The 21,581-nt window shown below is 66.5% G+C and carries 26 protein-coding genes, 2 tRNA genes and 1 pseudogene; 18 read left to right on the top strand and 11 right to left on the bottom strand.

Annotated features, from left to right (window positions below):
* The first annotated feature begins 132 nt into the window (after window positions 1-132).
* Window positions 133-579 carry a hypothetical protein gene (locus NKG96_RS09890; protein ID WP_254534777.1) on the top strand — a complete coding sequence of 149 codons (447 nt, stop codon included), beginning with the start codon at window positions 133-135 and terminating at the stop codon, window positions 577-579.
* 33 nt (window positions 580-612) lie between these two features.
* Here NKG96_RS09890 and NKG96_RS09885 read toward each other — a convergent pair whose 3' ends face one another.
* The gene (locus NKG96_RS09885) at window positions 613-2,328 is read right to left on the bottom strand and encodes a glutamate--tRNA ligase (protein WP_254534776.1); all 1,716 of its coding nucleotides are present in this window, start codon (window positions 2,326-2,328) and stop codon (window positions 613-615) included.
* 105 nt (window positions 2,329-2,433) lie between these two features.
* On the opposite strand from NKG96_RS09885, the gene NKG96_RS09880 reads away from it, so the two are divergent.
* Complete coding sequence (locus NKG96_RS09880; RefSeq protein WP_254534775.1) at window positions 2,434-2,685, top strand: hypothetical protein; 252 nt, start codon at window positions 2,434-2,436, stop codon at window positions 2,683-2,685.
* Window positions 2,686-2,698: 13 nt separating this feature from the next.
* Here NKG96_RS09880 and NKG96_RS09875 read toward each other — a convergent pair whose 3' ends face one another.
* The 5 genes from NKG96_RS09875 to NKG96_RS09855 form a co-directional block, all read right to left on the bottom strand.
* Complete coding sequence (locus NKG96_RS09875) at window positions 2,699-3,094, bottom strand: hypothetical protein (protein ID WP_254534774.1); 396 nt, start codon at window positions 3,092-3,094, stop codon at window positions 2,699-2,701.
* Window positions 3,091-4,179 (bottom strand): DUF7972 family membrane protein, encoded by a 1,089-nt coding sequence (locus NKG96_RS09870; protein ID WP_254534773.1) that lies wholly within the window; start codon window positions 4,177-4,179, stop codon window positions 3,091-3,093. The genes NKG96_RS09875 and NKG96_RS09870 overlap by 4 nt, the downstream gene beginning before the upstream one ends.
* Window positions 4,169-4,366, bottom strand: coding sequence for a Sp36 family protein (gene sp36, locus NKG96_RS09865; RefSeq protein WP_254534772.1), 198 nt, complete (start codon window positions 4,364-4,366; stop codon window positions 4,169-4,171). The genes NKG96_RS09870 and sp36 overlap by 11 nt, the downstream gene beginning before the upstream one ends.
* Window positions 4,367-4,504: 138 nt before the next feature.
* A complete protein-coding gene (gene idsA3 / locus NKG96_RS09860) occupies window positions 4,505-5,536 on the bottom strand; it encodes a geranylfarnesyl diphosphate synthase (RefSeq protein WP_254534771.1) in 1,032 nt (343 codons plus the stop codon).
* Entirely contained in the window at window positions 5,533-6,885 is a 1,353-nt protein-coding gene (locus tag NKG96_RS09855) for a ribonuclease J (RefSeq protein ID WP_254534770.1), read from the bottom strand. Before NKG96_RS09855 ends, idsA3 begins: the two co-directional genes overlap by 4 nt.
* A gap of 350 nt (window positions 6,886-7,235) precedes the next feature.
* Between NKG96_RS09855 and NKG96_RS09850 the strand changes: the two genes are divergently transcribed.
* Window positions 7,236-10,355, top strand: a complete 3,120-nt coding sequence (locus NKG96_RS09850) for a PKD domain-containing protein (protein WP_254534769.1) — start codon at window positions 7,236-7,238, stop codon at window positions 10,353-10,355.
* A gap of 109 nt (window positions 10,356-10,464) precedes the next feature.
* Window positions 10,465-11,343 (top strand): hypothetical protein, encoded by an 879-nt coding sequence (locus NKG96_RS09845; RefSeq protein ID WP_254534768.1) that lies wholly within the window; start codon window positions 10,465-10,467, stop codon window positions 11,341-11,343.
* Window position 11,344: 1 nt separating this feature from the next.
* Here NKG96_RS09845 and NKG96_RS09840 read toward each other — a convergent pair.
* Window positions 11,345-11,542, bottom strand: a pseudogene (locus tag NKG96_RS09840) (DUF7976 family protein); the annotation flags it as partial.
* Between the two features lie 14 nt (window positions 11,543-11,556).
* Window positions 11,557-12,597 (bottom strand): Mrp/NBP35 family ATP-binding protein, encoded by a 1,041-nt coding sequence (locus NKG96_RS09835; RefSeq protein ID WP_254534766.1) that lies wholly within the window; start codon window positions 12,595-12,597, stop codon window positions 11,557-11,559.
* 174 nt (window positions 12,598-12,771) lie between these two features.
* On the opposite strand from NKG96_RS09835, the gene moaA reads away from it, so the two are divergent.
* The 14 genes from moaA (at window position 12,772) to rpsB (ending at window position 19,955) form a co-directional block, all read left to right on the top strand.
* Window positions 12,772-13,731 (top strand): GTP 3',8-cyclase MoaA, encoded by a 960-nt coding sequence (moaA, locus tag NKG96_RS09830; protein WP_254534765.1) that lies wholly within the window; start codon window positions 12,772-12,774, stop codon window positions 13,729-13,731.
* 180 nt (window positions 13,732-13,911) lie between these two features.
* Window positions 13,912-13,996, top strand: a tRNA-Ser gene (locus NKG96_RS09825).
* Between the two features lie 23 nt (window positions 13,997-14,019).
* Window positions 14,020-14,523, top strand: a complete 504-nt coding sequence (locus NKG96_RS09820; RefSeq protein WP_254534764.1) for a 30S ribosomal protein S13 — start codon at window positions 14,020-14,022, stop codon at window positions 14,521-14,523.
* Window positions 14,520-15,047: a 30S ribosomal protein S4 gene (locus NKG96_RS09815; protein ID WP_254534763.1), complete on the top strand. Its 528-nt coding sequence runs from the start codon at window positions 14,520-14,522 to the stop codon at window positions 15,045-15,047. The genes NKG96_RS09820 and NKG96_RS09815 overlap by 4 nt, the downstream gene beginning before the upstream one ends.
* A 3-nt stretch (window positions 15,048-15,050) precedes the next feature.
* Entirely contained in the window at window positions 15,051-15,440 is a 390-nt protein-coding gene (locus tag NKG96_RS09810; protein WP_254534762.1) for a 30S ribosomal protein S11, read from the top strand.
* A gap of 4 nt (window positions 15,441-15,444) precedes the next feature.
* A complete protein-coding gene (locus tag NKG96_RS09805; RefSeq protein ID WP_254534761.1) occupies window positions 15,445-16,188 on the top strand; it encodes a DNA-directed RNA polymerase subunit D in 744 nt (247 codons plus the stop codon).
* Window positions 16,189-16,290: 102 nt separating this feature from the next.
* Window positions 16,291-16,375 (top strand) — tRNA-Leu (locus tag NKG96_RS09800).
* 21 nt (window positions 16,376-16,396) lie between these two features.
* Complete coding sequence (locus tag NKG96_RS09795; protein ID WP_254534760.1) at window positions 16,397-16,747, top strand: 50S ribosomal protein L18e; 351 nt, start codon at window positions 16,397-16,399, stop codon at window positions 16,745-16,747.
* The gene (locus tag NKG96_RS09790; RefSeq protein ID WP_254534759.1) at window positions 16,744-17,184 is read left to right on the top strand and encodes a 50S ribosomal protein L13; all 441 of its coding nucleotides are present in this window, start codon (window positions 16,744-16,746) and stop codon (window positions 17,182-17,184) included. Before NKG96_RS09795 ends, NKG96_RS09790 begins: the two co-directional genes overlap by 4 nt.
* Window positions 17,178-17,576 (top strand): 30S ribosomal protein S9, encoded by a 399-nt coding sequence (locus NKG96_RS09785; RefSeq protein WP_254534758.1) that lies wholly within the window; start codon window positions 17,178-17,180, stop codon window positions 17,574-17,576. The genes NKG96_RS09790 and NKG96_RS09785 overlap by 7 nt, the downstream gene beginning before the upstream one ends.
* Window positions 17,577-17,588: 12 nt before the next feature.
* Complete coding sequence (locus tag NKG96_RS09780; protein ID WP_254534757.1) at window positions 17,589-17,783, top strand: DNA-directed RNA polymerase subunit N; 195 nt, start codon at window positions 17,589-17,591, stop codon at window positions 17,781-17,783.
* Window positions 17,783-17,962 (top strand): DNA-directed RNA polymerase subunit K, encoded by a 180-nt coding sequence (locus NKG96_RS09775; RefSeq protein ID WP_254534756.1) that lies wholly within the window; start codon window positions 17,783-17,785, stop codon window positions 17,960-17,962. Before NKG96_RS09780 ends, NKG96_RS09775 begins: the two co-directional genes overlap by 1 nt.
* Window positions 17,959-19,155, top strand: coding sequence for a phosphopyruvate hydratase (eno, locus tag NKG96_RS09770; RefSeq protein WP_254534755.1), 1,197 nt, complete (start codon window positions 17,959-17,961; stop codon window positions 19,153-19,155). Before NKG96_RS09775 ends, eno begins: the two co-directional genes overlap by 4 nt.
* Window positions 19,152-19,955 carry a 30S ribosomal protein S2 gene (rpsB, locus tag NKG96_RS09765; protein ID WP_254534754.1) on the top strand — a complete coding sequence of 268 codons (804 nt, stop codon included), beginning with the start codon at window positions 19,152-19,154 and terminating at the stop codon, window positions 19,953-19,955. Before eno ends, rpsB begins: the two co-directional genes overlap by 4 nt.
* Before the next feature lie 150 nt (window positions 19,956-20,105).
* Here rpsB and NKG96_RS09760 read toward each other — a convergent pair whose 3' ends face one another.
* The 3 genes from NKG96_RS09760 to NKG96_RS09750 form a co-directional block, all read right to left on the bottom strand.
* Complete coding sequence (locus NKG96_RS09760) at window positions 20,106-20,759, bottom strand: COG4315 family predicted lipoprotein (protein WP_254534753.1); 654 nt, start codon at window positions 20,757-20,759, stop codon at window positions 20,106-20,108.
* A gap of 90 nt (window positions 20,760-20,849) precedes the next feature.
* Window positions 20,850-21,152, bottom strand: coding sequence for a DUF8036 family membrane protein (locus NKG96_RS09755; protein ID WP_254534752.1), 303 nt, complete (start codon window positions 21,150-21,152; stop codon window positions 20,850-20,852).
* A 37-nt stretch (window positions 21,153-21,189) separates the two neighbouring features.
* Entirely contained in the window at window positions 21,190-21,471 is a 282-nt protein-coding gene (locus NKG96_RS09750) for a winged helix-turn-helix domain-containing protein (protein ID WP_254538133.1), read from the bottom strand.
* Between the last annotated feature and the right edge of the window lie 110 nt (window positions 21,472-21,581).

Here is a 21,581-nt window from a genome sequence, read left to right as displayed (position 1 = left end):
CTCGACACAAGGATTGAAGAGGGATAAAACTACTCGCCCGTGGCCACGCCCATCGGGAGGGAGGTGCCCGGCTACGGGTGGTGTTTCTATCACACCGGAGTATTTTACCACTTTACGAACTGAAAGCGTTCGATGAACACCCGACGACACCTCGTGGCCACGTGTGGCGGGGCGGTCCTGTGCGGACTCGCAGGCTGTCTGGGCGTCCTCGGTGACGATTCGGGGACGCCGACGCCGAGAGTCGAAACCATCGTCGAGGAGGTGAGCGTAGAGAACGAGGGCGACTCCCCTCGTACGGTCCGGTTCACGCTCTCGCGGGACGGCGAGACGGTGCTCTACGAGGCCGTCACGGTCCCGGCCATGTCCGGACGGCGACTGGGTGTGAGACAGGTTCAGGTTCCGAAAGCGCACCGGGTTCCGGGAGCGTGGTCGATCAGTGTCGTCGACGAGAAAACCGGTGAGGAGAGCGAGGTGGCACTGGACGCGGAGTACAAGACGGGGGGAGAACGGAGCGCAATCGTCGTTCTGGTCGATGGGGACGAGACGGCCGGCTTCTACATCGTAGAACCGTTCGACTAGCTCCGCACGACCCGACGAAGAGAGCGCGCCTGCTCAGGGGTGCGCGTAGTACGCGACGACCCGAACGCCCGCCACGTCGTCGATGCGGGCGAAGCCGATTCGCTCGAACTGCACCACGTCGTCGGCCTCGTACTCGCGCAGGCCGGGTTCGGCGGTGCCCGTCACGTCGCCCTCCATGGTGCGCAACTGGACGGGGACGCCCTCGCCGGCGGGCACCCAGTGGACGACGGGGACGCCCTCCTCGCGGACCACGTCGATGTCCGCGTCGAGGAACGCCAGTCCCTCCGCGGTCCGGCGGGTGCAGCCGAGACCCTTCAGCCAGACCCGCTCGCCCTCCTCGGGGACGTCCTCGGATTCGAGGAGGACCGCGTCGCCGACGGGGATGTCGCGGGCCCCCCGTTCCTCGTGGTCGGGGTGGACCGGCGGGTGGGCGGCGTCGGGCCCGCCGTCGAGCGCCAGTTCCTCGCCGTCACGGACGAGGAACGCGCGGTCGGACTCGTCGTCCACGAGGTCGCGGTTCTTCGCGTAGATGTTCGACATCGGCAGGTCCACGTCGCTGGTGGAGGTGCCGAGTTCGACGATGGCGTCCACGATGGCCTGCCCACGGATGCCCCGACGGCGGACGCTCGCGAGGGTGGGCGCGCGGGGGTCGTCCCACCCCTCCAGGTCGCCGGCCTCCACGAGGGCCCTGATCGTCGAGGTGGACATCTTCACGTCGTAGGCGTCGATCTGTATCTTCCCCCAGTGGACCACCTCGGGGTACTCCCAGCCGAAGTAGTCGTAGACGAAGCGCTGTCGTTTGGCCGAGTCCTGCAGGTCGATGCCCCGGATGATGTGCGTGATGCCCATCAGGTGGTCGTCGATACCGGACTGGAAGTCGAGCATCGGCCACGCGCGGTACTCGCTGGCCGCCTCGCGGGGGTGGGGGGTGTCCACGACGCGGAACGCCACCCAGTCGCGCAGCGCGGGGTTCTTGTGCTCGATGTCGGTCTTCACCCGGAGGACCATCTCGCCGGAGGCGAACTCGCCGTCGACCATCGCCTCGAACTCCGCCATCGTGGTCTCGGGGTCCTTCTCGCGGTGCGGGCAGGCCTCCCCGGCGTTCTTCAACTCGGAGAACGCCTCGCCGGAACAGGAACAGGTGTAGGCCCCGCCCATCTCGATGAGGTCGCGCGCGTGGTCGTAGTACGTCTCCACGCGGTCGCTGGCCTTGACCACCTCGTCGGGTTCGAACCCCAGATAGTCGATGGCGCCGAGGATGGCGTCGTAGGCGTCGAGGTCCGGGCGCTTCGTCTCGGGATCGGTGTCGTCGAACCGACAGAGCATCCAGCCGTCGTAGAGGTCCTTGTACGTCCCGATGACGGCGGGCATCCGGGCGTTCCCGAGGTGCCACGGGCCGTTCGGGTTGGGCGCGAGGCGCATCCGCACCTCGTCGTACTCCTCGACGTTCGGCAGGTCCGGGAGCACCTGGTCGTCCTCCTCGTCCTCGGCGTCGAGTTCCTCGACCGCCTCCGGGTCGAGTTCCACCAGTCGCTCGCGCTGCTCCTCGGTCGAGAGGCCGTTGACCCGCTCGACGACGGGGGCGACGACGCCCGCTATCTGGTCGCCGTGTTCGCGGAACTCGGGGTTCTCGCCCATCAGCGGCCCCATGATGGGGCCGACCTGTGCGTCGGAGTCGTGTTTGAGCGCGTTGAACAACGCGTTTCGTTCGGCCGCTCGTTCGACACGCTCGCGGAGGTCGTCGTCCATTGGGTGACCCTTCCGCGAGTGGGGTCAAAACCTCCGGGATTCGTCGCCGACGAGCAACACACGTACCGCGAACTCACATACACGAGTGGGGGAATTCATCAGAATATGCTATTTTCTCGGCGAGCGAGCAGTCCTTCCCGGCGGTACCTCCAGCCGTACGTCGAGGACGGCACGATAGCGCTCCGGGAGAATCAGGCCATCTACCTGTTCGACTTCAACACCGACGACCCCGTCGACTCGTCGTCCGTCGGGTTTCAGGACGCCGTCGTGCTGGTCACGTTCTTCACCGAGGAGACGAGCGTGGCGATCCACCGGACCACCCGTGGGGAGGACGTCGTCTGTCCCAGCGAGTTCTGACCCCGGTCCGCGATCAGGGCGTCTGGACGGTCACCTGTTCGACGAACGCGCCCGCGTTGTCCACCGCGACGAGTTTCACCCGCGTCCCGAGCGGTACGTAGGTAGTGACGCTCGTCTGTCCGCCGCTGACCGTCGCCGTGGTGTACGTCGAGCCGGACGCGGTGACGACGACGAGCGTCCGGACGCCGAGTTCGGTGGTCGCCCGCTCGGTCAGCGTGACCGTCGCACGGACGCGATTCACTGCCCACGGCTCGCTGGCGGACACCCGCACGAACACCTGCGAGTCGGGGAACGACCGCTCGAACGACGGCGAGAGCGTCACACACCCCGAGAGACCGAGGGTCGTGCCGGCGGCGAGACCGGCGAGCAGTCGCCGGCGGGTCGTCGTGCGCTGTCCGTCTCCCCTCATCGCTGGGAGTCCCTCAGAATGAGCGGCCCGATGGCGAGGGTGCGCTTTGCGACCGTGGCGATGCGACTGATGTACGAGACGAACAGGAGGAACGGGACGAGCGTGAGGGTGAGCGCCCCGGCGGTGACCCAGAGGATGTCGCTGATACCGAGCGTCGACCCGGTGAACGTCGTCCCGTCGACGAACGACATCATGATGCCGGAGACGACGAGCGCGGGGAGGGCGGCGTAGATGATGAGCTGTGAGAGGCTCGTGAGCGCCCACTGGAAGTACAGCGTCTTGATGTGCTCGCGCGCGGGGCCGAACATCGCCAGCGACGACCGCAGTTGGTACAGGTCGCCCTGCTGTTCGTCGGAGAGGGCCGAGTCGTACTCGTCGCTGATGCGGTCCGTCTGGAATATCTTCCACGCGTAGTTGTAGTTGAGCGCGGCGAACAGCACGTCGAACGTGCCGAACGTCGCTCCGTCGAGTTCGTCTCTGACCTCCTCTGCGTTCTCGATGAGGCTGTCGACGAACGCGTCGACCTCCTCTTTCAGGTCCTCGTTGTCCGAGTCCTCGATGGACTCGCGGAACGTCCGGGCGCGCTGGCCGGTGGCGCTGACGAGCGCCCGGAGGAACATCGAGGGGTCCGCGGGCGTCGTCGTCCCGAGCAGTTCGCTCGCGTAGTCGCGGTAGTCGAGGGTCGCGCTCATCCGCTGGCGCTGGTCGCCCAGCGGCCCGTTCTCCTGTGAGATGACCAGCTGGTTGATGGAGACGATGAGCGTCACCCCGGTGAGGACGGCGCTGGTCATCGTCGTGAAGATGGTGTCGAGGACGTCGGTGGTGATGGCCGTCTGGCGGAACGGCGGGAAGAGCACCGCCCCGCTGACGACGAACGCGACGAACATCAGGGACGCGAGCACGCCCGTGAGCACGAGGCGGTTCGCCTTCAGGAGCACCCACAGTTTGAGACGGCTCTCGCCGGCACGCTCGCGCATGGTGTTCTCCGTCCCGATGGAGGAGGGGTCGTCGCCGGACATCTCGACGTCCACGGCGGTGCGGGCGCGCGTCTCATCGCTCCCACCGCCCTCCTGCTCACTCGTCATCGTCGACGGGTCGCTTGAGGACCAGGTACTTCGTGCCCCCGCCGGAGTACTCGACGGTGGTGACGAGTTCCCACCCGTCGGCGCCGAGTTCGTTCAACTCCGTCTTCGGGTCGGCTGCCTCGTGCATGGTCGCCTCCCGGTCGGGTCGGAGGGTCTCGTACTCCCATCGCTGCTGTTCGGAACCCATCTACTGGTCTCGACTCGGGGACGACGGATAAGCCCTTACCCGGCGGTCTACAGTCGCTACGCAGCCATGACTGTCCGTGCTGAGGACAGTGCCAGTCGCCGCCTGGCCGGGCGGCGAGAGGCGTAGCCGCGTCGGGGGTCAGTACTCCCGCTCGACGAGGTAGTCCGCGATGCCCTCCAGCGTGTGGCGGGCCTCGTTGTCGGGGAGGACCTGCAGACGGTCCTTGCCCGTCTCGATGTACTCGTGGGCCATCTCGCGAGCGTACTCGATGCTCCCGGCGTCCTCCAGTTCACCGACCGCACGGTCGATGTCCGCCTCAGACACCTCCATGTGCGTGTCGGTCGACACGAGGTCGTCGACGTCGACGCCCTGTCGCTTGGCGTGGAGGGTGACGATGGTCCGTTTCCCCTCGATGAGGTCGCTCCCCCGCTGCTTGCCGAGGACGTCGCTCGGCACCGTCAGGTCGAGCAGGTCGTCCTGAATCTGGAAGGCCCTCCCGACGTCGAGGCCGTAGCCGTTGAGCGCCTGTACAACCTCGTCGTCGGCACCCAGCAGGACCGCCGGAATCGACGCCGCCGCGGCGTACAGCACCGCCGTCTTCGACTCCACCATCTCGAGGTACTCGGCGGGCGTCACCGCGTCCCGCCCCTCGAACTCCACGTCGAGGGCCTGGCCCTCGCAAATCTTCGTACACGTCGTCGCCAACTGGTCGAGCGCGCGCACCGAGCGGTCGGCGGGCGCGCCGGTATCGAGCATCAACTCGAAGGCCTTCGAGTAGAGCGTGTCGCCAGCGAGGATGGCCGTCTCGAGGTCGTACTCGCGGTGGACGGCCGGGACGCCTCGGCGGACGTCGTCGTCGTCCATGATGTCGTCGTGGATGAGCGTGAACGACTGGATGACCTCGACGCTCACCGCCGCCGTCAGGACGTCTATCGCTTCCGGCCCGAACGCGCGGTAGTCGCCGGCCAGCGGGTCGGTGTCGGTGATAGCCTCCGCCGTCAGCAACAGCACCGTCGGTCGGAGGCGCTTGCCGCCCGCGTCCAGCAGGTAGCGCGAGGCCTCGTAGAGGCGCTCGGGACGCTTGATGGGGAGCGCCTCGACGATGGCCTCGTTGACCTCGTCACGGCGCTCGCGGATGGCCCGCTCGACGCGTTCGGGACCGGCGCTCATTCCGTCAGCTGGATCATGTTCCCGTTGCGAGTGACGTGGAGGTCACGCCCGAGGGTGTACCCCTGACTCGCAGCGAGACTCGTGTACGGTGCGAAGCCCTTCATGTCCTGGTGGGCCGGGATGACGTGCTGGGGCTGGAGCGCCTGCAGCATCTCGTAGTGGCCCTCCTCGCGGAGGTGACCCGAGACGTGGATGTCGTCGTAGATGCGCGCACCCTGCATCTTCAGGAGCTTCTCGGACTGGTAGCGCTGGCCCTCGTTGGTCGGCTCGGGGATGACCCGGGCCGAGAAGACGACCTTGTCGCCGTCGTTCAGCTCGTAGGGCGTCTCGCCGCGACCCATGCGGGTGAGCATGGCGCGGGGTTCGCCCTGGTGCCCCGTCACGATGGGCAGGAACTTCTCCTTGCCCTCGTTCATGATGCGCTTGAACGTCCGGTCGACGCTCTTGCGGTGGCCGAACATCCCGAGGTCGTCGGGGAAGTCGACGAAGTTCAGGCGCTCCGCGGTGCCCGAGTACTTCTCCATCGAGCGACCCAGCAGAACGGGCTGGCGGCCGATATCGTCGGCGAACTCGACGAGCGACTTCACGCGGGCGATGTGACTGGAGAACGTGGTGGCGACGATGCCGCCGTCGTAGTCCTCCATCGAGTAGAGCGCGTCGCGCAGGTGCGTGCGGGCGACGTTCTCGGAGGGCGTCCGGCCCTTGCGCCCGGCGTTCGTACAGTCCTCGATGTACGCGAGGACGCCCGGCCCCTCGCGGCCGATCTCGCGGAACCGCTTCATGTCGATGGGGTCGCCGATGACCGGCGTGTGGTCCATGCGCTTGTCGAGACCGTAGACGACCGCGCCCTCCGGCGTGTGGAGGACGGGGTTGATGGCGTCGATGATGGAGTGGGTGACGTTGACGAACTCTAGCTGGACGTTGCCCGAGTCGCCGATCTCCATCGTCTCGCCCGCGCTCATCTTCTGCAGATCGTTCTGGACGCCGAACTTCTCCTCGGACTGGATCTGCTGTTTGACCAGTTCGATGGTGAAGGGTGTCGCGACGACGGGCGCGTCGTAGCGGTGGGCCAGTTTCGAGATCGCCCCGATGTGGTCGAGGTGGCCGTGGGTCGGGACGATGGCCTGCACGTCGCCCTCGAGGTCCGACATGACCCGGTCGTCCGGGATGGCACCCATGTCGATGAGGTCGAGCGAGTGCATCCGCTCGGTCTCGACGTTGTCGTGAATCAGTACCTGTGAGAGGTTGAGACCCATGTCGAAGATGACAACGTCATCCCCGGCACGGACGGCCGTCATCTGCCGGCCGACCTCTTCGTAGCCGCCGATTGTCGCGATTTCGACTTCCATAGTGTTGACTCCGAGTGGAGTCGCCCGGGGGGCGTGGTTCGTGCGTACGACCGGCGAGTCGGTTCACTGATGGCTCGGTGCCTACGTGGCCCGCGGCCGACCACACCACGGCGGTGCGGTCCGGGACGGGCCCCGCCGGTCGCCGCCCAACGCCCCGGGGGCGACCGTACGCTCGGTTACCGAAGCCTTTCGACCGTGGGGTTAAAAATGGAGTGGCTTCGGTTCGACACCTCGTCGGAACCGGCCAAAGGGGCCGAGTTGACGCCGCTACGGAATAATCGTCTGAACTTTACTATCTTGATTTCCGAACTTATTTAACAGAAAATCAGATTAACACCGCCACGACGAGAATGAAACACATCGTAGTCGTGTTCGTCGTCCTGTCGGTCGTCCTCCCTGCGGGGGCGCTCACGGGCGACGGCACCCCGCTGGCGGAGGCTGGACTGGACCAGGAGGTCGAACGAGGGGCGACGGTCCTCCTCGACGGGACTGGGTCGCGTGACCCCGACGGCACCATCGTCGCCTACGAGTGGCGCATCGAGACGCCTTCGGGAGCGACCGAGCGACCGCGAGACGCGTCGAAGCCTCGGACTCGCTTCGTCGCGGGCGAGACCGGGCGCTACGAGGTCACGCTGGTCGTCACCGACGACGACGGCCAGACCGCGGCGGACACCCTCTACGTGGACGTCTCACGACCGTCGACACCGACCCCGACGCCCACGCCGACCGCGACTCCCTCGTCCCCCCGCGGACCCTCCACGCGGTCGACGCCCACGTCGACGCCACCGACTCCGACGCCGACGCCGACTCCCACACCGACACCCCCCGTCTCGACGAACCTGACCGGTACGAGTCCCACGGTTCGCGGACCGCAGTTGGTCACCGGGTCGAAACCGCTTCGCGGGACCTACGCCCTCGTCGGCGGCGGCCCGAACGTCGACACGGTTCGATGGATGGCCGACGGTTCGGCTCGCGACACCGGGACACGAACTACCATCGACTGGCGCGCGGGCGTCCACGAACTCCACGCAGTCGTTACCTACCGAAACGGGACCAGCGACGTAGTCCGGTTCGCCGACGGGTCGACCACTGTCGAGGCGGACCCGAAACCCACCCTCTCGCTCGGGAACCTCTCGGGCAGGGGGTCTGTGTCGGGGCTCGCGAATTCCGAGGACGGGTTCGGCAACCTCGAGACGGTCACCGTCTCGATAGACGGGATTCGGACGGAGACGCGCAGAGGGGACTCCAGCAGGATCGGCGCTCGTCAGAGCGACTCGCTCTCGCTCGATTTCGACTGGTACAACCTCGACGTCGGACGGACGTTCACGCTCACGGTGAGCGCCGTGGACACCCGGGGACAGGAGACGACCGTCTCCCGAACGGTCGTCCCCCGAACGGCACCCGAGATCACTTCTGCGGAGTTCGTCAACGATCCCGTGGACTCCTACCATCGGCGAATCGCAGCCGAGCGATACACTGCACATCACGTCCTGAAGGTGGATTTGAACGGTGTCCAGCGGGAGAACGTCGAGATTACTGCGGCTCCCCGAAGTGCGACTACGACCTTGGAACTAACCCAAAAGCGTATCGAGCAGACTGGAGGGGAGTTGATCGTACATTCGTACTGGGCGGGAAGAGCTCCCACGAATGCTTCGGGTCACGAGGTTCGGTACAGCGTGTCAACCGTCGATGACGGCGGAGATACCTGGGCATCTCGCACGACGGTATCCGCATTCGACGTCAACCCGAGCCCCCCGGAGCTCCGCCTCCGGATGTTGAACGACGGTACACGGTACGTGGGGAACCCCAACGGAACTGGCCAGAAGGTGATCGACTTTTCTGAGCCGATAACAGTTGAAGCGGGGGAATCCTTCGACCCAGACGGGAGTGACTTGACCTTCATTTGGGAGAACGGAGCCGATCCGATTTCGGCAGACAACGAAACGGCGAGACTGTCCGGATGGGACAACGGTTTGCTCATTCTCGAGGATGGTCAGGGGCAGGTCACCAAACAGTACTGGAAGACTACTGTAGGGTTCGTCCCCGACGTTGCCGAGCAGACAATCGAAAGCTCCCCACAGAGCCGGTATGGAAGTGCCGACGACGGTGAGACGTACTCACCCGACCAGACGGTACGTATCAGTATAACCACCGATGTCGTCCGATTCAGACGTGAGACCGCGGACATCTCGATCGGCGCGACACTCGACGGTCCCTCCGGGGAACTCGTCGAGTGGCGTGAGGTCGAACCCGAACGTCGCGCGGCCGGTGATCACCCGGGTGGAAGCAACGCGGTCTACTACGAAGGCACCGTCCAGATTCGGGCCGGCGCACTCGCGGCTGAGAGCGTCCGACCGGACCTCGTGCTGTTCAACGAGGCGCGGCCAGACCACACTAGGGAGCGCACCGAACTGCCGTCGGTGACCGTCTCCGAGGTCGACGAGACGGTCCGCGAGAACATCGAGATCACCGACGTCCGCTACGCGATACGGAAACCCGTCGAGACGCGAGTCCAGGTCGACAGTCGAGCCGAGATGAACCTCCGACAGTCGAACGGGTTCACGGTCGAGGAGACACACCTCCGGACGACCGGTTACGACATCGAGAAGCACGTCCAGACGCAGAAAGCGGAGTACGTCCACCACTCCCGGGAGTTCTCCACGTCGTGGAACCGACGGACGTTCCTCAAGCACAATCCGCGATGGCGAAGCGCCGGAGTGGACCGGGACGTCAGGCGCATCCAGCGCACCACGACGGACTGGAAATCCTCACGAGGGTCGGCGTTCACCGGCCGAACGCGCCGCGTCCTCGACGAACCCGCGGAGTACCACACGGAGCGGGAGTACGAGTACACGGGCTGGGAGACGTACACGCGAGAGGTGGAGAGCCGCCAGTGCTACAGCTTCGGCTGTTACACCTTCACCTACGAGAAGACGGTCCGTGAACCCGTCACTCACTCCTACTGGGCGAGTTCGCGCTACCACAGTTCTCACGACGCGACCGGACGGACGCGTCGTGAACTGGTTCATCCCGCACGGTACACCACCGAGTACGAACACGAGTACGTCTCGTGGGACGTCGAGATCACCCGCACCTACGAGGCCGAGTGGACCGAGCAGACCCAGCAGGCCGAGTACGACTGGCGCCACTACGACACCGTCTCGGACCAACGGGTCGCGTTCCGGATGGCGAGTGACAATCCCGACCTCCGCGTCGGCGACGAGCGGACCGAGCGTGTCTGGACGATGGTCCGGGAGGACAGGGAAGTCGTCGTTCGCCCCGCATACGAGAACGACTTCGACGTGGTCGAAACCCGGGCGACGGTTCGCGGTGACACGGTGCGGTACCACACCGAGGGGCCGTCGGAGGAGATGCACCGTGACACACTCGGGTCCTTCGAAGAGGCGTTCGTCGGTGACGGGTTCGTCACCAGAGACGAAATTCGCGACGCGACACGAGATAAGAACTAGAAAGAAAAACACGAACAAAAGAAATTTACAACAGCAAATGTCGGAATCACATATGCGCCAGTCCCTGCGTCTCGCCGTCGTCCTCGTCGTCGCCTGCACTCTCGTCGCGGTGCCGGCAGCCCCCGTCGGCGGACTGTCCTCCGAGGACGGCACCATCGAGCGGGAGTTCACCTCCGAGTTCGGCATCGAGTACGTCGCGACGCTCGACACGGAGACACACGTTCTCGAAGTGCACGCCCGGAATCCGACAGACGGGCACCTCGAAGCCAGTTCGATCGTGTCTGTCGACGGCAAGAGAGAGTTCGAAATCGAGTCCAGGCTGCGTCCCAGCGAGACATGGAGCAAGAGTATCAAGCTACGATCGTCGCTCGACGCTCTCAGAAGCAATCACTCGGTTGCGATTTCCACGTACGGGGCACACGAGACGTTCGACTTCGAATACACCGTCGATCCCGAGAGTCCCCACGGCGTGGCGATTCCTCGCATCACCGACGTCAGCGTCGGTACCGCACAGATCGACGGGGAACCGTCCTCCGTCGTCAACGTGACGATCGCCAACCCGTCCATCCAGACGTATCCGACCAAACTGATGGTGCACACGCGCGGAACGGACGGGAGCTTCTATGCAGCAGTAGTCCCCCCCGGCGAATCAGAGACGATCACCGTCGAACTGCTCGACGCTCGCGACGCCACCATCGCGGGAGAGGCACGACTGTACGCCGGCGACTTCGACGAGCGCGAGGGTGGACTCGACCAGGTCGGGTTCGTCGGGCGAGCAGGTGAGGAGACCGCGCAGTGGAACGAGTCGTTCGAACCGGTCGCGGCGCCGTGGAGCGACGACCCGTACCAGTACGTGAACGCGAGCGTCGACGACGGGCAGAGTATCGCGGACCGCGCGAGCGGTGGCCACGACGTCGGCGGCGTCCCGGTCGTCTATCCGATCCTCGCACTCGTCGGCGTCGCCCTGTTGGCCACTCGTCTCCGCTGACTTACCGGTCGATTCCGCCCTGTTCCTTGATGCCGAGGATATACTTCACGTTGAGGTAGATCTCCCCGGGGGAGGTCTCCTCGTCGGGGTCGTAGAGGTCGCTCACGCGATACAGAATCGCGGAGACATGCTTGCTCTCGGAGCTCTCCTCGCGGACGTCCTCCGCGATCTCCCGGAGGAGTGCGGCCCGGTCGGGATCCTTCTCGACTCCCATCAGCGTCGGGAGTGCTGACGGCGGCGGACGACGCCGACGTTGTTCGCGGCACGGCCGACGAACTCCCGGAAGGCGTCGCCGGTGGCGCTCTCATCGTCGAGGACGACCGGGGTGCCCTCGTCTCCCCCCTGTCGGACCGCGGGGTCGAGGGGGATCTCGCCGAGGAAGGGCATCTCGACCTCGTCGGCGAAGCGTCGGCCGCCGCCCTCGCCGAAGATGGCGTGTTCGCCGCCGCAGTCGGGACAGCGGAACGTCGACATGTTCTCGACGATTCCGAGGACGGGCGTGTCGTGCTTACCGAACATCCGGAGGGCCTTGCGGGCGTCGTCGAGGGCGACCTCCTGTGGCGTCGTGACGATGACCGCGCCCGCGAGGGGGACGCTCTGGAGGAGCGTGAGTTGCGTGTCGCCGGTGCCCGGCGGGAGGTCCACGACGAGGTAGTCGAGGTCACCCCACTCCACGTCGTCCCACAGTTGCGTGATGATCTTGTGGACCATCGGCCCCCGCCAGATGACGGGGTCGTCCTCGCCGACGAGGAAGGCCATGCTCATCAGCTTCACGCCGAAGCGCTCGGGCGGGACGATGGTCTCCTGAGCGGTCGCCTCGGGGCGCTCCTCGGCGGCGACCATCCGGGGGACGTTCGGCCCGTAGATGTCCGCGTCGAAGAGACCGACGCGTGCCCCGCGGTCGGCGAGACCGGCGGCGAGGTTCACGGCGACGGTGCTCTTGCCGACGCCACCCTTGCCGGAGGCGACGGCGATGATGTTCTTGACCCCCGGGAGGACCTGCTCTTGCGGGGAGAGGCCGGTCTCGACGTCGGCCGAGAGGTCGAGGTCCAGGTCCAGGTCCGAGAGGGCGTCCCGGACCGCCTCGGCGATGTCGGTCTCGTGGGGTGAGTAGGGTGCGCCGAGGGCGAGCGAGACGTGTACCGTCTCGTCGTCGACGTCGACGCCGTTGACGAGGCCGAGCGAGACGATGTCGTCCCCGAGGTCGGGGTCCTCGACCGTCCGGAGGCGGTCGAGAATCGCGTCCGTGTCCATATCTCCCCTCGTCGCGTTCGGCCGATAAGGGTTGTGAACGTGGGGGCAGCCGGGGTGACTGGTAGTCCCGGCACGTTGCGTTTCCCCCGACATCCGTCGGCAGGTAACCGACTTCGGTTTCGGGCGGGGAAGTCTCGCCCACGAGTTTATATCTGCGCGGTGGCAGGCACGTGTATGCTTGTGGATGGGTTCGGTCGTGAGGTGTCCGGGGTCCGCGTCTCGCTGACCGACCGCTGTAACTTCGACTGCGTCTACTGTCACAACGAGGGGCTCGGGGACACTCGCGGTCCGATGGACCCGCAGGACGGCGAGATGTCCACCGACGACGTCGTCCGCTTCCTCGAGGTGGCCGCGGAGTTCGACGTCAGGAAGGTGAAGTTCACCGGCGGGGAGCCGATGCTCCGCGACGACCTAGAGGAGATCATCCGCCGTACGCCCGACTCGATGGAGACCTCGCTGACGACCAACGGGACGTTCCTCCCGGGGCGTGCCGAGGGGCTCGTCGAAGCCGGCCTCGACCGCGTCAACGTCTCGCAGGACGCCCTCGACCCGAAGGCGTTCCGCGAGGTGACGAAGTCCGGCGCATACGACGACGTCATCGAGGGGGTCCTCGCCGCCGTCGACGCCGGGCTGACGCCCGTAAAGCTGAACATGGTCGTCTTCGAGGCGACGGCGGGCTACGTCCCCGAGATGGTCGAGCACGTCGCCGAGAACGACGGCCTCCAGCTCCAGCTCATCGAGTACATGCCCGAACTCGCGGGCAGGCCGGAGTGGGCGGTGGACATCGAGCGAGTCCACGGCTGGCTGGAGGAACAGGCGGACCGCGTCGAGTTCCGCGACATGCACGACCGGCGGCGCTACTGGATTGACGGCGGGATGGTCGAAGTCGTCGACCCCGTGGGCAACGAGGACTTCTGTGCGAACTGCCATCGCGTGCGCGTCACGCACGAGGGGTACCTGAAGGGCTGTCTCAACCGCAACGACGACCTGCGCACGATGGGCGAGATGACGCGCGGGGAGATTCGCGAGGCGTTCCGCGAGGTGGTCCACAACCGCGTGCCGTACTACGGCGAGTACATGGTTCGAGACGGCGACGGCGACTGGGTCGTCAACGAGGAGTACATCGGCGCCTGAGGGGACGGACCGTCGCCCCCGACACGGTCACTGTCGACAGACTGTAACCATCTCACACGCGTTCGGCGATTCGGTGTGTTTAAGTACGGCCACTGGGTTTTGTCGTATGCAATCAGTGCAGGGGCGTCGGGTCCCGAGTCCGGAGCCGAGTCGGCTCACAGGGCGCGAGTACACACGCGAGTTGTGGTAGCCAAGCCTGGCCCAAGGCGCTGGGTTGCTAACTCAGTGGCGTCAAGCCCCCGGGGTTCGAATCCCCGCCACAACGTCCGTAACCACCCACACACCGCTATGAGCACGGAAGAACCAGAGCCAGAGGAGGAGGAAGCGGAAGACGACATCCGCTACTTCGTCCGCATTGGACAGACGGACCTCGACGGGACGAAGAGCGTCGAGCGTTCGCTCACCGACATGAACGGAATCGGCAACCGAACGGCTCGCATCATCTGCGACAAGGCCGGCGTCGACCGCAAGGCCACCTTCGGCCGTCTCGAGGAGGACCTCATCGAGGCCGTCACCGAGAAGGTCGAGCAGTACGCCGACGAGGTGCCCGAGTGGCTGACGAACCACCAGAACGGGTACTACGACGGCGAGACCACCCACAAGGTCGGCAACGACCTCGAGATGATGCGCCGTCAGGACATCAACCGGATGCAGATGATCAACTCCTACAAGGGCGTGCGCCACAAGCGCGGCCAGAAGGTCCGCGGCCAGCGCACCAAGTCCACCGGTCGGACGGAGGGCACCATCGGCGTCAACGTCGAGGCCATCAAAGAGGAGGCTGAGGACGAATGACGCTCGGACAGAACACCAAGTTCTACGAGACGCCCAACCACCCCTTCCAGGGCGAGCGTATCGCCGAGGAGGGTGGGCTGGTCGGCCGCTACGGTCTCAAGAACAAGGAGGAACTGTGGCGCGCACAGTCCGAACTGCGCAGCTACCGACGCGAGGCACGAAAGCTCCTCGGTCGCGCGCAGGGTGACGCCGAGGCCGCAGAACAGGAGGGCCAGGAGTTCCTCCAGAGCCTCCGTCGGACGGGCATCCTGGGCGACCAAGACGGCCTCGACGACATCCTGAGTCTGGACGTCACGGACGTCCTCGAACGTCGCCTCCAGACCGTCGCCTACCGCAAGGGTCTCGCGAGCACGCCCAAGCAGGCGCGACAGTTCATCACGCACGGCCACGTCCTCGTCGACGGCGGGCGCGTCACCATCCCGTCGTACACCGTCACGGTCGACGAGGAGGACACCATCGGCTTCGACGAGACCAGTCCGCTGGCCGACGACCTCCACCCGGCACGGGCGGAGGGACAGGAGTAACCCATGAGTCAGAACAACGAGGGCCGCTGGGCCGTCGCACACGTCCACGCATCGTTCAACAACACCATCATCACCATCACCGACGAGACGGGCGCAGAGACGCTCGCGAAGTCCTCCGGTGGGACCGTCGTGAAGCAGAACCGCGACGAGGCGTCGCCCTATGCGGCGATGCAGATGGCGGAGACCGTCGCCGAGGACGTCCTCGCGCAGGGTATCGAGGGCGTCCACGTCCGCGTCCGCGGGCCGGGCGGCAACCTCCAGAAGAACCCCGGGCCGGGCGCGCAGGCGACCATCCGCGCGCTGGCTCGCGCCGGGCTCGAAATCGGCCGCATCGAGGACGTCACGCCCATCCCGCACGACGGGACGCGAGCACCGAAGAACTCCGGGTTCTAACACGATGAGCGACTTCGAAGTGGAGTTCATCGAACGCGGCGACCGCAAGGCGCTGTTCCTCGTCCGAGGAGTGACGCCGGCGTTCGCCAACGGCATCCGCCGGGCGATGCTCGCCGACGTGCCGACGCTCTCCATCGACACCGTGCGTGTCGTGGAGAACTCGTCGGTCATGTTCGACGAGCAGATCAGCCTGCGCCTCGGTCTGGTCCCGCTCTCGACGCCCCCGGGCGAGTTCGAGATGGGCGACGAGGTCACGCTGGCGCTCGACGTCGAGGGGCCGGCGACGGCCTACTCCGGCGACCTCGTCTCGGCCGACGGCATGGTCGAGCCGGCCGAGCAGAACGTGCCCATCATCGACCTCAAGGAGAACCAGCGACTGGAGGTCGAGGCCGTCGCGAAACTCGACCGCGGGAAGGCCCACGCCAAGCACCAGGGTGGTGTGGCGGTGGGCTACCGCAACCTCCAGACCGTCGAGGTCGTCGGCGACCGCGACGAGTTCGCCGAGGAGGAAGTCCAGATCGTCCGGGGCGTCATCGAGGAGGACGGCGAACTCGTCCCGACCGAGGAGTTCGGCAACGACCTCCGAAACCGGTACCCGGACCAGGAGGTCGTCGTCCACGACGTCCCCAACGCGTTCGTCTTCCACGTCGAGACTGACGGTTCGATGACCGTCGAGGAACTCGTACTCGAAGCGGTCGACTCGCTGTACGACCGCGCTGACGAACTCGAAGAAGCGGTCCAACTGTAACGCCAATGTCCCGAACCCCTCATCCGCCGGTGATGACGCCGACCCCGCCGAGCCAGCGGACCGAAAGGGGTTTTAGTGGACGTACGAAACACGGTACTGCGAGCAGGGATAGCCAAGTCAGGCCAACGGCGCGGCGTTCAGGGCGCCGTCCCATAGGGGTCCGCAGGTTCAAATCCTGCTCCCTGCACTTCTCACCGAATTCAGAATCATGAGTCAGAAGACCAACCCGAGACTGCAGAGTCTCATCGCCGACTGCAAGGTCGCCGCACGGAGCGGGGCCGCGGTGTGGGGCGACGTCGCCGAACGGCTGGAGAAGCCCCGGCGCACCCACGCCGAGGTCAACCTCGGGCGTATCGAACGGTACGCTCGCGAGGACGAGACGGTCATCGTCCCCGGCAAGGTCCTCGGCAGCGGGGCACTCCGCAAGGACGTGACCGTCGCCGCCGTCGACTTCTCCGGGACGGCCCGGACCAAGATCAGTCAGGTGGGTGAGGCCATCGACCTGGAACAGGCACTCGAACAGAACCCCGAAGGCACGAACGTGCGGGTGATGCGATGAGCGTCGCCGAGTTCGAAGCGGACGTCGTCATCGACGCCCGCGACTGCATCCTCGGCCGGGTCGCCAGCGAGGTGTCCCAGCGAGCGATGAACGGCGACCGCGTCGCCGTGGTGAACGCCGAGCAGGCGGTCATCACGGGCGACGAGGACGACATCATGTCCGTCTACCGCAAGCGCGTCGACGTCGGCTCCGACCGGGGTCCGTACTACCCCAAGCGGCCGGACCGCATCTTCAAGCGCGCCATCCGCGGGATGCTTCCGTACAAGAAGCCCCGCGGCCGCGAGGCGTTCGAGAACGTCCGCACCTACGTCGGCAACCCCTACGACGACGTGGAGGCGGAGGTCCTCGAGGACACGTCGCTGGACCGGCTCTCGAACATCCGATTCGTCTCGCTCGGCGAGATCAGCGAACAGCTGGGGGCGAACGTCACATGGTAACCAACACGAGCGGCAAGAAGAAGACGGCAATCGCCCGCGCCACCGTCCGAGAGGGCACCGGTCGCGTGCGAATCAACGCACAGCCCGTCGAACTGGTCGAACCGGAGATGGCCCGCCTGAAGATGCTGGAGCCGTTCCGCATCGCACAGGAGGACCTCCGCGACGACGTCGACGTCGAGGTCAGCGTCAGCGGCGGCGGCATCAGCGGACAGGCAGACGCCGTCCGCACCGCCATCGCGCGCGGACTCGTGGAGTTCAGCAACGACGCCGAACTCCGCGACGCGTTCATGAGTTTCGACCGGTCGCTGCTGGTCAACGACGTCCGGCAGACCGAACCGAAGAAGTGGGGCGGCCCCGGCGCGCGGGCCCGCTACCAGAAGTCCTACCGCTGAGGTGATCCGTCCATGATGATACCCGTCCGGTGTTTCACGTGCGGTAAGGTCGTCGGCGAGCACTGGGAGGAGTTCAAGCGGCGTACGCAAGAGGACGACGAGAACCCGGCGGCGGTCCTCGACGACCTCGGCATCGAGCGGGCGTGCTGCCGGCGGATGCTCGTCTCGCACAAGGACCTCGTGGACATCGTCTCCCCCTACCAGTGATGGCACAACAGGAACACAACCGCTACGAGAAGGCCCGCATCATCGGTGCGCGAGCGCTGCAGGTGTCCTACGGTGCGCCGGTCCTCGTCGAGAGCGAGCAGACCGAACCCATCCTCATCGCGGCCGAGGAGTACGACGCGGGCGTGCTCCCCTTCACGGTGCTGCGAGGTGAGCGATGACGCTCATCACCGACATCCGCCTGCGCCGCGTGCTCGACTCACGGGGGAACCCGACCGTCGAGGCCGACGTCTCGACGGAGAGCGGCGGATTCGGCCGTGCGGCGGCCCCCTCGGGGGCGTCCACGGGCGAGTACGAGGCCATCGAACTGCCGGCCGAGGAGGCCGTCACGAAGGCGCGCGAACTGGCCGTCCCCCGACTGGAGGGACAGGTGTACGCGGGCGACCAGCGCTCCGTGGACCACGTCCTCCGGGAGGCCGACGGCACGAACGACTTCTCCGAACTGGGTGCGAACGCGGCCGTCGCCATCTCGATGGCGGCCGCGAAGGCGGGCGCCGACATGCTCGGCGCGCCCCTGTACCAGCACCTCGGCGGGGCGTTCCGAGGCAACGACTTCCCGACGCCGCTCGGCAACGTCGTCGGCGGCGGCGAACACGCCGCCGACGCGACGGACATCCAGGAGTTCCTCGCGGCACCCGTCGGCGCGCCGAGCGTCGCGGACGCCGTGTTCGCCAACGCGCAGGTTCACGGCGAGGTCCACGACATCCTCGCCGACCGCGGCATCGCCGCGGGCAAGGGCGACGAGGGCGCGTGGGCGCCGTCCGTCGACGACGGCGAGGCGTTCGACATCGTTCAGGAGGCTTGCGAGCGCGTCGAGGACGCGGTCGGCTTCGAGGTCCGCTTCGGACTGGACGTCGCCGCCTCCGAGATGTTCGAGGGCGGCGCGTACCACTACAGCGACGGGGAGCGCACCCCCGACGAGCAGGTTGAGTACGTCGCCGGTCTGGTCGAGGACTACGGGCTGGTCTACGTCGAGGACCCGCTGGAGGAGGACGACTACGAGGGCTTCGCCACCCTCACCGACCGCGTCGGCGAGGACTGTCTCGTCTGCGGCGACGACCTCTTCGTGACCAACGTCGACCGACTGCAGGAGGGTATCGACCGGGGTGCGGCGAACAGTATCCTCGTCAAGCCCAACCAGATCGGAACCCTGTCGCAGGCGTTCGACGCCATCGAACTGGCCGTGCGGAACGGCTACGACCCCGTCGTCTCCCACCGGAGCGGCGAGACGGAGGACACGACGATTGCACACCTGGCCGTGGCGACCGGTGCCCCGTTCATCAAGACCGGGGCCGTCGGCGGCGAGCGAACCGCGAAACTCAACGAACTCATCAGAATCGAGGAAAACGCATGAGCGACAACGAGGAGGGACTCGAAGAGGTCGACGCCGAGGCCGAGGAGGCCGCGGCGGACGCCGACGAGTCCACAGACGTGGAAGCGCCGGCCGCCGACGAGGCGGCCGAAGTAGAACCCGGCGAGGTCAACGCCGACGCCGCCCCCGCCGAGGAGGCGGGCGAGGCGGCCGAGGAGGAGACTGAACCCGTACTGGACGAGGACGTCATGCCCGACGACGAGGCAGACCTCCTCATCCCCGTCGAGGACTACCTCGCCGCGGGTGTCCACATCGGGACCCAGCAGAAGACCAAGGACATGGAGCGGTTCATCCACCGCGTCCGGACCGACGGTCTGTACGTGCTGGACGTCTCCCAGACGGACGACCGCATCCGGACGGCGGCGCAGTTCCTCTCGAACTACACGCCCGAGCAGATTCTGGTCGCGTCCTCGCGCCAGTACGGGCGGTTCCCCGCCGAGAAGTTCGCGGACGCCGTCGGGGCACGCGCCCGGACCGGTCGGTTCATCCCGGGCACCCTGACGAACCCCAAGTACGACGGTTACATCGAACCCGACGTCGTGGTCGTCACCGACCCCATCGGCGACGCACAGGCCGTCAAGGAGGCCATCACTGTCGGCATCCCTGTCGTGGCGATGTGCGACTCCAACAACTCGACGAGCAACGTCGACCTCGTCGTCCCGACGAACAACAAGGGTCGCAAGGCCCTGTCGGTCGTCTACTGGCTGCTGGCCAACGAGACGCTCGACAACCGCGGTGCGGAGCCCTCCTACGCGCTGGAGGACTTCGAAGAGGGAATCTGAGGCGACGCGACGACGCGCAGTTTTCCACGGTCTCCCGTCCCGAGTGGCGACGCTCCCCGACGACGGCGTCGCGGGCTCACGGCGCGTACGTCGTCCGGTCGGTCCCGACGGTCCGACCGTCTTCGGGAGCGGAACGGCCGTGTGGCCGTCTCAGGAGTCGTTCGAGCCGTTCGAGTCGTTGCTGCCGTTCTCGCCCTCCGCGGGGGGTTTCGTCTCGATCATGCTGCCGTCCGGCCCGAGGACGTACCAGACGCCGCCGACGTCCTGTCCCTTCACGTCGCCCGGTTGTTCGTCGGGGGTGAAGTAGTACAGCGGCCACTGGCCGGCCGTGACCTGCATCGACCCGTCGCGGCGTTCGACGGTGCCGAGGTCGGCGGTGACGCCCTCGCCGGCAGTCGGGTCGCCGTCGACGACGAGGGGCGGCCACGCCTCGGCGCAGTCGTCGTAGCAGACGCTCTCGCCGTCCTCGTCGCGCGTGAACAGGTAGAGGGTCATCCCCTCGCCGTCGACGAGGATGTCGCCGTAGGGTTCGACGGTTCGGAGGGCGACGGTCACGTCGCCGGCGGCCCCGTCCGTCGTCGTGGTGTTCCCGCCGGTGGTGGTCGGTTCCGTCGTCCCGTCGGTGGTCGTCGGTTCGTCAGTAGTCGCGGTGCCGTCGGTGGTCGTGGTGCCGTCGGTGGTCGTGGTGCCGCCACCGCTCGTCGTCGTGGTATTGGTGCCGTTCTCGCCGGGGCCGCTATCGGCGCATCCCGCGAGCGCCGCGATGCCCGTTGCCGAAACGGCGAGGAAACTTCGTCGTCGCATAACGGCCGAGCTAGGCGTACTCGAATTATATCGATTGTCCGACATCTCTCCGGACTCTCTCCAAAATCTCTCCGAACTGGCGTGCGTCGGCTACTCGAGGGTGATGCGGACGAGGGCGGCGAGCGCGCTGGTCTGCAACACCGTGAGGACCATGATGGCGATGTTGTACCGTTCGGGGATGCCGGCGTACCACCGACTCGTGGAGGGGTCGACGAGGTAGATGTACGTCGCGAACCCGTTCTGGACGAGCAACAGGCCCCCGAACACGAGGAGGCCGAGCGCGAACGTCGCGCGCAACCGGAGGTAGTTGCGCAACCAGACGTAGCTGAGGCCCCCGAGGACCACCAGGTTGACCAGCGTGGCGACGCGCGTCACCGTAAACCAGAGCTCCATCAGTCGTCCCCCCCGTACCGGTCGGCTGTCGTGTCGGTCATGCTTCCTCCATCGTCTCGATGATTCGTTCGACGGTCCCCCAGTGTCGTTCCACCTCGTCGGTCAGCAGGTACACCGTCCCGTACCCCCCGCCGCTGTCGTAGATGGCGTTGTGCTTCTTGAGCACGTCGAGGTGGTGACGGACGGTGGTGTAGTCCAGGTCGAGGTCCTCTGCTAGCTGGTTCGCGTTCCGCGGGCGCTCGACGAGTGCCCGAAGGATGCGAATCCGGTTGGGGCCACCCCGCGCCCCGGTGAGCATGTACCAGAGGACGCCCTCCATCGCGTCGCACGTTGTCGGAGCGGACACATTAATGTACGTCGCCCGGCGGGCGCCGGGCGCCGGACGCGTGGCTGCCCGGGAGCGGTTCGAATACACTTAACCGAGCGGTG

This window comes from Halomarina litorea (assembly GCF_024227715.1).
Taxonomy (GTDB): domain Archaea; phylum Halobacteriota; class Halobacteria; order Halobacteriales; family Haloarculaceae; genus Halomarina; species Halomarina litorea.
Note: the sequence above shows the minus strand (reverse complement) of the source record. Positions and strands in the feature narration are given on the sequence as shown.

Coding starts and splice junctions, on each gene's coding strand:
- NKG96_RS09815 (WP_254534763.1), top strand. CDS start 14,520: ATGACGCTCGGACAGAACACCAAGTTCTACGAGACGCCCAACCACCCC.
- NKG96_RS09785 (WP_254534758.1), top strand. CDS start 17,178: ATGGTAACCAACACGAGCGGCAAGAAGAAGACGGCAATCGCCCGCGCC.
- NKG96_RS09790 (WP_254534759.1), top strand. CDS start 16,744: ATGAGCGTCGCCGAGTTCGAAGCGGACGTCGTCATCGACGCCCGCGAC.
- NKG96_RS09885 (WP_254534776.1), bottom strand. CDS start 2,328: ATGGACGACGACCTCCGCGAGCGTGTCGAACGAGCGGCCGAACGAAAC.
- eno (WP_254534755.1), top strand. CDS start 17,959: ATGACGCTCATCACCGACATCCGCCTGCGCCGCGTGCTCGACTCACGG.
- NKG96_RS09755 (WP_254534752.1), bottom strand. CDS start 21,152: ATGGAGCTCTGGTTTACGGTGACGCGCGTCGCCACGCTGGTCAACCTG.
- NKG96_RS09750 (WP_254538133.1), bottom strand. CDS start 21,471: ATGGAGGGCGTCCTCTGGTACATGCTCACCGGGGCGCGGGGTGGCCCC.
- NKG96_RS09880 (WP_254534775.1), top strand. CDS start 2,434: ATGCTATTTTCTCGGCGAGCGAGCAGTCCTTCCCGGCGGTACCTCCAG.
- NKG96_RS09805 (WP_254534761.1), top strand. CDS start 15,445: ATGAGCGACTTCGAAGTGGAGTTCATCGAACGCGGCGACCGCAAGGCG.
- NKG96_RS09760 (WP_254534753.1), bottom strand. CDS start 20,759: ATGCGACGACGAAGTTTCCTCGCCGTTTCGGCAACGGGCATCGCGGCG.
- NKG96_RS09870 (WP_254534773.1), bottom strand. CDS start 4,179: ATGACGAGTGAGCAGGAGGGCGGTGGGAGCGATGAGACGCGCGCCCGC.
- rpsB (WP_254534754.1), top strand. CDS start 19,152: ATGAGCGACAACGAGGAGGGACTCGAAGAGGTCGACGCCGAGGCCGAG.
- NKG96_RS09795 (WP_254534760.1), top strand. CDS start 16,397: ATGAGTCAGAAGACCAACCCGAGACTGCAGAGTCTCATCGCCGACTGC.
- idsA3 (WP_254534771.1), bottom strand. CDS start 5,536: ATGAGCGCCGGTCCCGAACGCGTCGAGCGGGCCATCCGCGAGCGCCGT.
- NKG96_RS09835 (WP_254534766.1), bottom strand. CDS start 12,597: ATGGACACGGACGCGATTCTCGACCGCCTCCGGACGGTCGAGGACCCC.
- NKG96_RS09855 (WP_254534770.1), bottom strand. CDS start 6,885: ATGGAAGTCGAAATCGCGACAATCGGCGGCTACGAAGAGGTCGGCCGG.
- NKG96_RS09810 (WP_254534762.1), top strand. CDS start 15,051: ATGAGTCAGAACAACGAGGGCCGCTGGGCCGTCGCACACGTCCACGCA.
- NKG96_RS09820 (WP_254534764.1), top strand. CDS start 14,020: ATGAGCACGGAAGAACCAGAGCCAGAGGAGGAGGAAGCGGAAGACGAC.
- moaA (WP_254534765.1), top strand. CDS start 12,772: ATGCTTGTGGATGGGTTCGGTCGTGAGGTGTCCGGGGTCCGCGTCTCG.
- NKG96_RS09780 (WP_254534757.1), top strand. CDS start 17,589: ATGATGATACCCGTCCGGTGTTTCACGTGCGGTAAGGTCGTCGGCGAG.
- NKG96_RS09850 (WP_254534769.1), top strand. CDS start 7,236: ATGAAACACATCGTAGTCGTGTTCGTCGTCCTGTCGGTCGTCCTCCCT.
- sp36 (WP_254534772.1), bottom strand. CDS start 4,366: ATGGGTTCCGAACAGCAGCGATGGGAGTACGAGACCCTCCGACCCGAC.
- NKG96_RS09775 (WP_254534756.1), top strand. CDS start 17,783: ATGGCACAACAGGAACACAACCGCTACGAGAAGGCCCGCATCATCGGT.
- NKG96_RS09875 (WP_254534774.1), bottom strand. CDS start 3,094: ATGAGGGGAGACGGACAGCGCACGACGACCCGCCGGCGACTGCTCGCC.
- NKG96_RS09890 (WP_254534777.1), top strand. CDS start 133: ATGAACACCCGACGACACCTCGTGGCCACGTGTGGCGGGGCGGTCCTG.